This is a genomic window from Micromonospora foliorum (assembly GCF_022229015.1).
GTDB classification, from domain to species: domain Bacteria; phylum Actinomycetota; class Actinomycetes; order Mycobacteriales; family Micromonosporaceae; genus Micromonospora; species Micromonospora foliorum.
On record NZ_JAKKFF010000061.1, the window covers coordinates 21317 to 28168 of the forward strand.

At 72.2% G+C, this 6852-nt stretch carries 8 protein-coding genes; 4 read left to right on the forward strand and 4 right to left on the reverse strand.

All coding sequences use genetic code 11. The features are described from left to right. The first annotated feature begins 127 nt into the window (after positions 1-127). On the forward strand, positions 128-934 hold the full coding sequence (locus PSH25_RS05415; protein WP_238657955.1) for an SDR family NAD(P)-dependent oxidoreductase: 807 nt from the start codon (positions 128-130) through the stop codon (positions 932-934). Positions 935-994: 60 nt separating this feature from the next. On the opposite strand, the gene PSH25_RS05420 is transcribed toward PSH25_RS05415, so the two are convergent. The 3 genes from PSH25_RS05420 to PSH25_RS05430 all read right to left on the reverse strand — a co-directional run bounded on the left by PSH25_RS05420 (position 995) and on the right by PSH25_RS05430 (position 3159). Continuing rightward, positions 995-1495 carry a hemerythrin domain-containing protein gene (locus PSH25_RS05420; RefSeq protein WP_238657956.1) on the reverse strand — a complete coding sequence of 167 codons (501 nt, stop codon included), beginning with the start codon at positions 1493-1495 and terminating at the stop codon, positions 995-997. 79 nt (positions 1496-1574) lie between these two features. After that, a complete protein-coding gene (locus PSH25_RS05425) occupies positions 1575-2444 on the reverse strand; it encodes an NAD(P)H-hydrate dehydratase (protein ID WP_238657957.1) in 870 nt (289 codons plus the stop codon). Then, positions 2428-3159 carry a histidine phosphatase family protein gene (locus tag PSH25_RS05430; protein ID WP_238657958.1) on the reverse strand — a complete coding sequence of 244 codons (732 nt, stop codon included), beginning with the start codon at positions 3157-3159 and terminating at the stop codon, positions 2428-2430. The genes PSH25_RS05425 and PSH25_RS05430 overlap by 17 nt, the downstream gene beginning before the upstream one ends. 109 nt (positions 3160-3268) lie before the next feature. Between PSH25_RS05430 and PSH25_RS05435 the strand changes: the two genes are divergently transcribed. After that, positions 3269-4237, forward strand: coding sequence for a DNA polymerase domain-containing protein (locus PSH25_RS05435; protein WP_238657959.1), 969 nt, complete (start codon positions 3269-3271; stop codon positions 4235-4237). 10 nt (positions 4238-4247) lie between these two features. Here the strand turns inward: PSH25_RS05435 and PSH25_RS05440 are convergent, their stop codons facing one another. Continuing rightward, a complete protein-coding gene (locus tag PSH25_RS05440) occupies positions 4248-4754 on the reverse strand; it encodes an Lrp/AsnC family transcriptional regulator (RefSeq protein ID WP_372492725.1) in 507 nt (168 codons plus the stop codon). A gap of 105 nt (positions 4755-4859) precedes the next feature. Between PSH25_RS05440 and pdhA the strand changes: the two genes are divergently transcribed. Together pdhA and PSH25_RS05450 are read left to right on the forward strand one after the other, a co-directional pair. After that, on the forward strand, positions 4860-6026 hold the full coding sequence (gene pdhA / locus PSH25_RS05445; RefSeq protein ID WP_372492726.1) for a pyruvate dehydrogenase (acetyl-transferring) E1 component subunit alpha: 1167 nt from the start codon (positions 4860-4862) through the stop codon (positions 6024-6026). After that, a partial coding sequence (locus PSH25_RS05450; RefSeq protein WP_238657963.1) for an alpha-ketoacid dehydrogenase subunit beta occupies positions 6023-6852 on the forward strand: 830 nt, incomplete at its 3' end. The genes pdhA and PSH25_RS05450, both read left to right, overlap by 4 nt.

Here is a 6852-nt window from a genome sequence, read left to right on the forward strand (position 1 = left end):
CCGTTCGGGCCGCCCTCCGGGAGGCGACCCCGCCGACGTGATTGGGCGGTGCGTCGCGGGGCACACGGTAGGTGACCACCGCACCGTCAAGGGTGCGGCCAGGGTTCGCACAGAAGGAGTCGAGAACATGACCACACCCACCTCCACCCGGCCGCTCGCCCTGGTGACCGGGGCCTCCAGCGGGATCGGGTACGAGCTGGCGGCGCAGTTCGTCGAGCACGGCTTCGACCTGGTGATCGCCGCCGAGGACGACGGCATCGAGCTGGCGGCACAGAAGCTGCGCCGCGACGGCGGTCCGCAGATCTGGTCGGTCCGCGCCGACCTGGCCCGTGAGCAGGGCGTGACGGAGCTGGTGGCCGCCGTCACTGCGACCGGACGGCCGCTGGACGCGCTGGCGCTCAACGCCGGTCGCGGTGCCGGTGGTGCCTTCGTCGGCGGCACCGACCTCGCTGACGAGTTGGAGATCGTCGACCTCAACGTGCGCTCGACGGTGCACCTGGCGAAGAAGCTGCTGCCCGGGATGGTCGAGCGGGGGACGGGCCGGGTCCTCTTCACCTCGTCGATCGCCTCCACCATGCCGGGGCCGTTCCAGGCGGTCTACAACGCGTCGAAGTCGTTCGTGCAGTCGTTCGCCGAGGCGCTGCGCAACGAGTTGAAGGACACCGGCGTCACGGTGACCTCGCTGATGCCCGGGCCTACCGACACGGAGTTCTTCGACCGGGCCGACATGGAGGACACCCGGGTGGGCTCGGGCAAGAAGGACGACCCGGCGAAGGTCGCCGAGCAGGGCTTCGAGGCGATGATGAGGGGTGCTCAGACGATTACCGCCGGCTCTCTGATGAACAAGGTGCAGACTGCGGCCGGCAAGATCATTCCGGACAAACTCAAGTCCGAGCAGCACCGCCGGATGGCCGAGCCGGGATCGGGCAGCTGACCCGTGGTGCACGACGAAGGGCCCGGCACGACGCCGGGCCCTTCGGTGTGAGCGGGCGCCTCAGGCCGTCACCGCATCGAGCGCCTTCTTGATCGCCTTCGGCGCGGTGGGGGTACGCGGCGCGTCCGCGCGCAGCGCGATCATCTTCTCGCCGATCTCCTGGAGCTGCTTGCGGCCCAGCGCGTCGCGGACCTTGGGGAACCACTCCTGCTCTTCCTCCTCGACGTGGTGGGTGACGTTCTCGATCAGCACGGTCGTCTTGGCGTTGAACCGCTCGTCGTCGGCGTCCATGCTGGCCAGCTCGGCGCAGAGCACGTCGGCGACGTGGTGTTCCTCGTACGACTCGAGAATGTCGTCCTCCAGGTCGGGCAGCAGCCGGCGGATCTCCGGGTACATCACCTCGTTCTCCAGATAGGTGTGCACCGTCAGTGCCTCCAGGATCTGGTCCACCAGCTTCTGCCGCTGGCTCGCCGGCCCCTCCTCGGCGTCCTGGAAGGCCTTGAACAGGCGGCGCATTTCCTTGTGGTCCTCTTTGAGCAGGACGATGGCATCGGTCGACACCGGTATGACCTCCCTGAAAAGTCTCGGCTGGTGGAGTTCCGGTACCCCCACGCCGGATGCGGAAACAGGTGAAACCGGCTCAGACCATGGCCAACGTGCGGGGGATCTCGTCGAGCAACTCCCGAGCCAGAAAGCCGATCCGGCCGTAGCGGGGGATCAGCCGCTGACCGCTCACCGAGTGCGCGAAGGAGCCCCAGCAGGCCGCCTGCGCCGGGTCGGCGCCCCGGGACAGCAGCCCCGCCAGCAACCCGGCGAGCACGTCCCCGCTGCCGGACGTGCCCAGCCCGGCGTCCCCGCTCTCCTCCCGCCAACCCCGCCCGTCCGGGGCGGCCACGTGCCCGTACAGCGACACGACCGCCTCGTACCGGACGGCCACCTCGGCCGCCTCGGCGTCCAGGTCGTCGCCCGGGTCCCGCCCGAGCAGGTGCCCGGCCTCGGTGACGTTGGGGGTGAGCACCACGGGCCGACCCGAGCCGACCAGCAGGTCCGGTGCGTGGCTGAGCGCACCGAGGGCGTATGCGTCGAGCACCAGCGCCGTCTCCGGACGGGCCGCCTCCAGGACCAGGCCCAGCAGCCGGTGGGTCTCGTCGATCGCCTTCAGGCCGGGGCCGACCGCCACCACGTCGGCCTGCGCGACCAGGTCGCCGAGCTGCCCGTTCCGGTCGGCGGCGACCGCGCCGTCGGTGGTCTCCGGCAGTCCGACCACCAGCGCCTCGGGCACCTGGATGCTCAGCGCGGCGGCGGTGGACTCGGCGGCGGCGAGCTGGAGCACCCCGGCGCCGGCGCGCAACGCGGCCACCCCGGCGAGCAGCACCGCGCCCGGCGTGAAGCGGGAACCACCGACCACCAGCACGGTGCCCCGGCTCTCCTTCCCGCCGGCCGGCACCGGCAGCGCCCAGTCCCGCAGCAACGCCGGAGTGATCACCTTCACCTCAGACCGGCTCGGCATGGATCTCGTCCTCCCTGGTGGGCTGGGCGCCCTGCTGCCGCAGGTGCTCGACGTGGTTGAAGGCGGTGAGCGCCAGTCGCTCCTCGCCGTCCGCCGACCACTCGGTGATCGAACAGTTGGCGATCACGTCCTGGCGGGTGAGCGCCATCAGCTCGTCCTCGGTCAACCCCTCCACCAGATAGCGAAGCAGGAAGACCAGCGCGTCGTGGCCGAAGAGCAGCACCCGGCAACCCTCGTGGTCACGGCGCAGGTCGCCCAGCAGCGTCCGCAGCCGCAACGCCACGTCCGTCCACGACTCCCCGCCCGGCGGCCGGTAGTAGAACTTGCCCAACCGCTCCCGACGGTCGGCCTCGTCCGGGTAGCGCCGCCGCACCCCGTACCCGGTCAGCCCGTCGAGGATGCCCAGCTCCCGGTCGCGCAGCCGCTCGTCGCGGTGGACCGGAATGTCGGTGCCGGCCAGCGCCAGCCGGGAGGTCTGCACCGCGCGCAGGTACGGCGACACCACCGCCACATCCGGGCGCTTCGCCTCCGGCAGTTCGGCCAGCCAACGGCCGGTCGCCCGAGCCTGGTCCTCGCCGGTCGCGGAGAGCGGCACGTCGGCGTCGCGGTGGGTGAGGTCGATCAGCTCCGCGCCGGCGGCCTCGGCCTGCGTTGCCGCGACGTTCGCGGTGCTCTCGCCGTGCCGGACGATCCAGAGGGTTGCCAGTTCCGCCATGCGGCCCCCCTACCCGGGCGCCGCCGACGGTAACCGTGTCCGGTGATCCGCCATGCCGATGTCCGCTCGGTGGACGTGCGGCGTGGGCGCAGGTCGTACCCTCGGGGGCGTGGCCGCGGCGGAGGAAATCAAGGTGGGGGAGCGGCTGGTCCGCATCTCCAGCCCCGACAAGCCGTACTTTCCCGAGCGTGGGCTGACCAAGCTGGACGTGGTCCGCTACTTCCTGGCGGTGGGTGACGGCATCCTGCGCGCGCTGCGGGACCGGCCGACCATGCTGGAACGTTGGCCCCGTGGGGTCTTCGAGGGCGCGACGATCGCCACCCGGCAGACCAACCGGGGCGACGCGTTCTACCAGAAGCGGCTGCCGGCGGGCGCGCCCGAGTGGGTGCGGACCGCGCACATCACCTTCCCCAGTGGCCGTACCGCCGACGAGGTCGCGCCGAGCGAGCTGGCCGTGGTCATCTGGGCGGCCAACCTGGGCACCCTGCGGTTCCACCCGTGGCCGGTCACCGCCGCCGACGTGGAACGCCCCGACCAGCTGCGCATCGACCTGGACCCGATGCCCGGCGTCGGCTTCGAGCAGGTGGTGCCGGTGGCGCACGAGGTGCGGGCGTTCCTCGCCGAGCTGGGCATGACCGGCTACCCGAAGACCACGGGCGGTCGGGGCCTGCACGTCTACCTGTCGATCGAGCCGCGGTGGAGCTTCGGTGACTGCCGTCGGGCGGTGCTCGCCCTGGGCCGGGAGATGCAGCGCCGGCTGCCGGACCTGGTCACCACCACCTGGTGGCGCGAGCAGCGGGACCGGCCGGTCTTCGTCGACTACAACCAGATGGCCCGGGACCACACGGTGACCTCGGCGTACTCGATCCGGCCGACGCCGGCCGCGCTGGTCTCCGCGCCGCTGGACTGGTCGGAGCTGGACCAGGTCCGCCCGGAGGACTTCGACGTGCTCAGCATGCCGGCCCGGTTCGCCGAGCGTGGCGACCCGCACGCCGGCCTGGACGGTGACCGGCACTCGCTGGAACCGCTGCTGGAGCTGGCCGACCGCGACGGGCTGGAAGCCCCGCCGGAGCGCTGACCCGCCGCCGTCACGCCCAGGGGCTGCCGGCCCCGTCGAACTCCTCGAAGACCAGCCAGGTGCGGGTGGACAGCACCCCGGGAATGCTCTGCACCCGGCCCAGCACCACGTCGCGCAGGGCGGCGTTGTCCGGCGCGCGCACCAGCGCGAGCACGTCGTGGTCACCGCCGAGCAGCGCGGCGTGCTCGATGTAGCGCACCCGGGCCAGCTCGGCCGACACCTCCCGCCAGGTGTTCTGCTCGATGGTCAGGGCGATGTACGCCGACGTGCCCAGCCCGGCCGCCTCGGGCGCCACCTGGGCACGGAACCCGGTGATCACCCCGTCGCGGAGCAACCGTTCCACCCGCGCGTACGCGTTGGTGCGGGAGATGTGGATCCGTTCGGCGAGGGTGCGCACCGAGGTCCGACCGTCGCGGACCAGCTCGTCGATGATCCGGCGGTCGACCTCGTCCAGGGACCGGGCCGATCGTCCCGATCCCGCGCCCCGACCTGCTTCGTCGGCGGTCTCCTGGCTCACTGACCGGCCCTCCGCATGCCAACCGTCCCGCCTTCCGTGTCGATCTTGAGTCAATCATCCGCAAGCGGAAGCATAGGCTCACCACACGTCCCAGGAGGTTCCGCCGTGACGACCACTCCCCAGGCGGTCCGCAGGGCATCCCCGCGCACCCGTCGAACGGTCACCCCGCCCGACCCGGCGCGCTCGTTGCTACCGGACGCCGAGCCGGTCCGCCTGCTCGCCGAGAACGGCACGCCGCTGCCCGCCCGCGCCGACTACCCCGAACCACCGGCCGAGGTGTTGCGCGAGCTGTACCGCCGGATGGTGCTCGGCCGCCGCTTCGACACCCAGGCGACCGCCCTGACCAAGCAGGGCCGGCTCGCCGTCTACCCGTCCTCCCGGGGCCAGGAGGCGTGCCAGGTCGGCGCGGTGCTCGCAGTCCGCGACACCGACTGGGTCTTCCCCACCTACCGTGAGTCGATGGCGCTGGTTGCCCGGGGCATCGACCCGGTCGAGGTGCTCACCCTGCTGCGCGGCGACTGGCACTGCGGCTACGACCCGACCGAGGTACGCACCGCACCGCAGTGCACCCCCCTCGCCACCCAGTGCGTGCACGCCGCCGGGCTCGCGCACGGCGAGGCGTACCAGGGCCGTGACACCGTGGCGCTGGCCTTCATCGGCGACGGCGCCACCAGCGAGGGCGACTTCCACGAGGGGATCAACTTCGCCGCCGTGTTCAAGGCGCCGGTGGTCTACTTCGTGCAGAACAACAGGTACGCGATCAGCGTCCCGCTCTCGCGGCAGACCGCCGCGCCGTCGCTGGCCTACAAGGGCGTCGGCTACGGCGTACCCAGCGAGCAGGTCGACGGCAACGACCCGGTCGCGGTGCTGGCCGTCCTCACCCGCGCGGTCGCCCACGCCCGGGCCGGCAAGGGGCCGTTCCTGGTCGAGGCGCACACCTACCGGATGGAGCCGCACACCAACGCCGACGACGCCAGTCGCTACCGCGACGGCGCCGAGGTCGACGCCTGGCGGGACCGGGACCCGGTCGCCCGGCTGGAGACCTACCTGCGCGCCCGCGGTGTGCTCGACGACGCGGCGATCGCCGAGATCGCCGACCAGGCCGAGGCGTACGCGGCGGACCTGCGGACCCGGATGAACGAGCAGCCCACGGTCGACCCGCTGAGCCTCTTCGACCACGTCTACGCCGAGCCCACCCCGCAACTGATCGAACAACGTGAGCAGGTCCGCGCCGAGCTGGCCGCCGCCCACGCCGAGGAGGGCGACGCCTGATGGCCACCACCATGGCGAAGGCGCTCAACGCGGCGCTCGCCGACGCGCTCGCCGCCGACGACCGGGTCGTCGTCTTCGGTGAGGACGTCGGCGCGCTCGGTGGCGTCTTCCGGATCACCGACGGCCTCCAGGCCCGCTTCGGCGAGAACCGCTGCTTCGACACCCCCCTCGCCGAGGCCGGCATCGTCGGCTTCGCCGTCGGTATGGCCATGTCCGGCCTGCGCCCGGTGGTCGAGATGCAGTTCGACGCGTTCGCGTACCCGGCGTTCGAGCAGATCGCCTCGCACGTGGCGAAGCTGCGCAACCGCACCCGGGGCGCGCTGAGCGTGCCCATCGTCATCCGCGTGCCGTACGCGGGCGGGATCGGCGGAGTCGAGCACCACTGCGACTCGTCCGAGGCGTACTACGCGCACACCCCCGGGCTGAAGGTGGTCACCCCGGCGACCGTCGACGACGCGTACTCGCTGCTGCGCGAGGCGATCGAGGACCCCGACCCGGTGGTCTTCATGGAGCCCAAGAAGCTCTACTTCGCCAGCGACGAGGCGTCCCTGCCGACCCGTACCGAGCCGTTCGGCCGGGCCGTCGTGCGCCGGCCCGGACGTGACGCCACCCTGGTGGCGTACGGGCCGGCCGTGCCGGTCGCGCTGGAGGCCGCCGAGGCCGCCCGGGAGGAGGGGTGGGACCTGGAGGTCGTCGACGTGCGCACGATCGTGCCGTTCGACGACGCCACCATCACCGCCTCGGTCCGGCGTACCGGCCGGTGCGTGGTGATCCAGGAGGCGCCCGGCTTCGCGGGCGTCGGCGCGGAGATCGCCGCCCGGGTGCA

Coding starts and splice junctions, on each gene's coding strand:
- PSH25_RS05415 (WP_238657955.1), top strand. CDS start 128: ATGACCACACCCACCTCCACCCGGCCGCTCGCCCTGGTGACCGGGGCC.
- PSH25_RS05425 (WP_238657957.1), bottom strand. CDS start 2,444: ATGCCGAGCCGGTCTGAGGTGAAGGTGATCACTCCGGCGTTGCTGCGG.
- PSH25_RS05430 (WP_238657958.1), bottom strand. CDS start 3,159: ATGGCGGAACTGGCAACCCTCTGGATCGTCCGGCACGGCGAGAGCACC.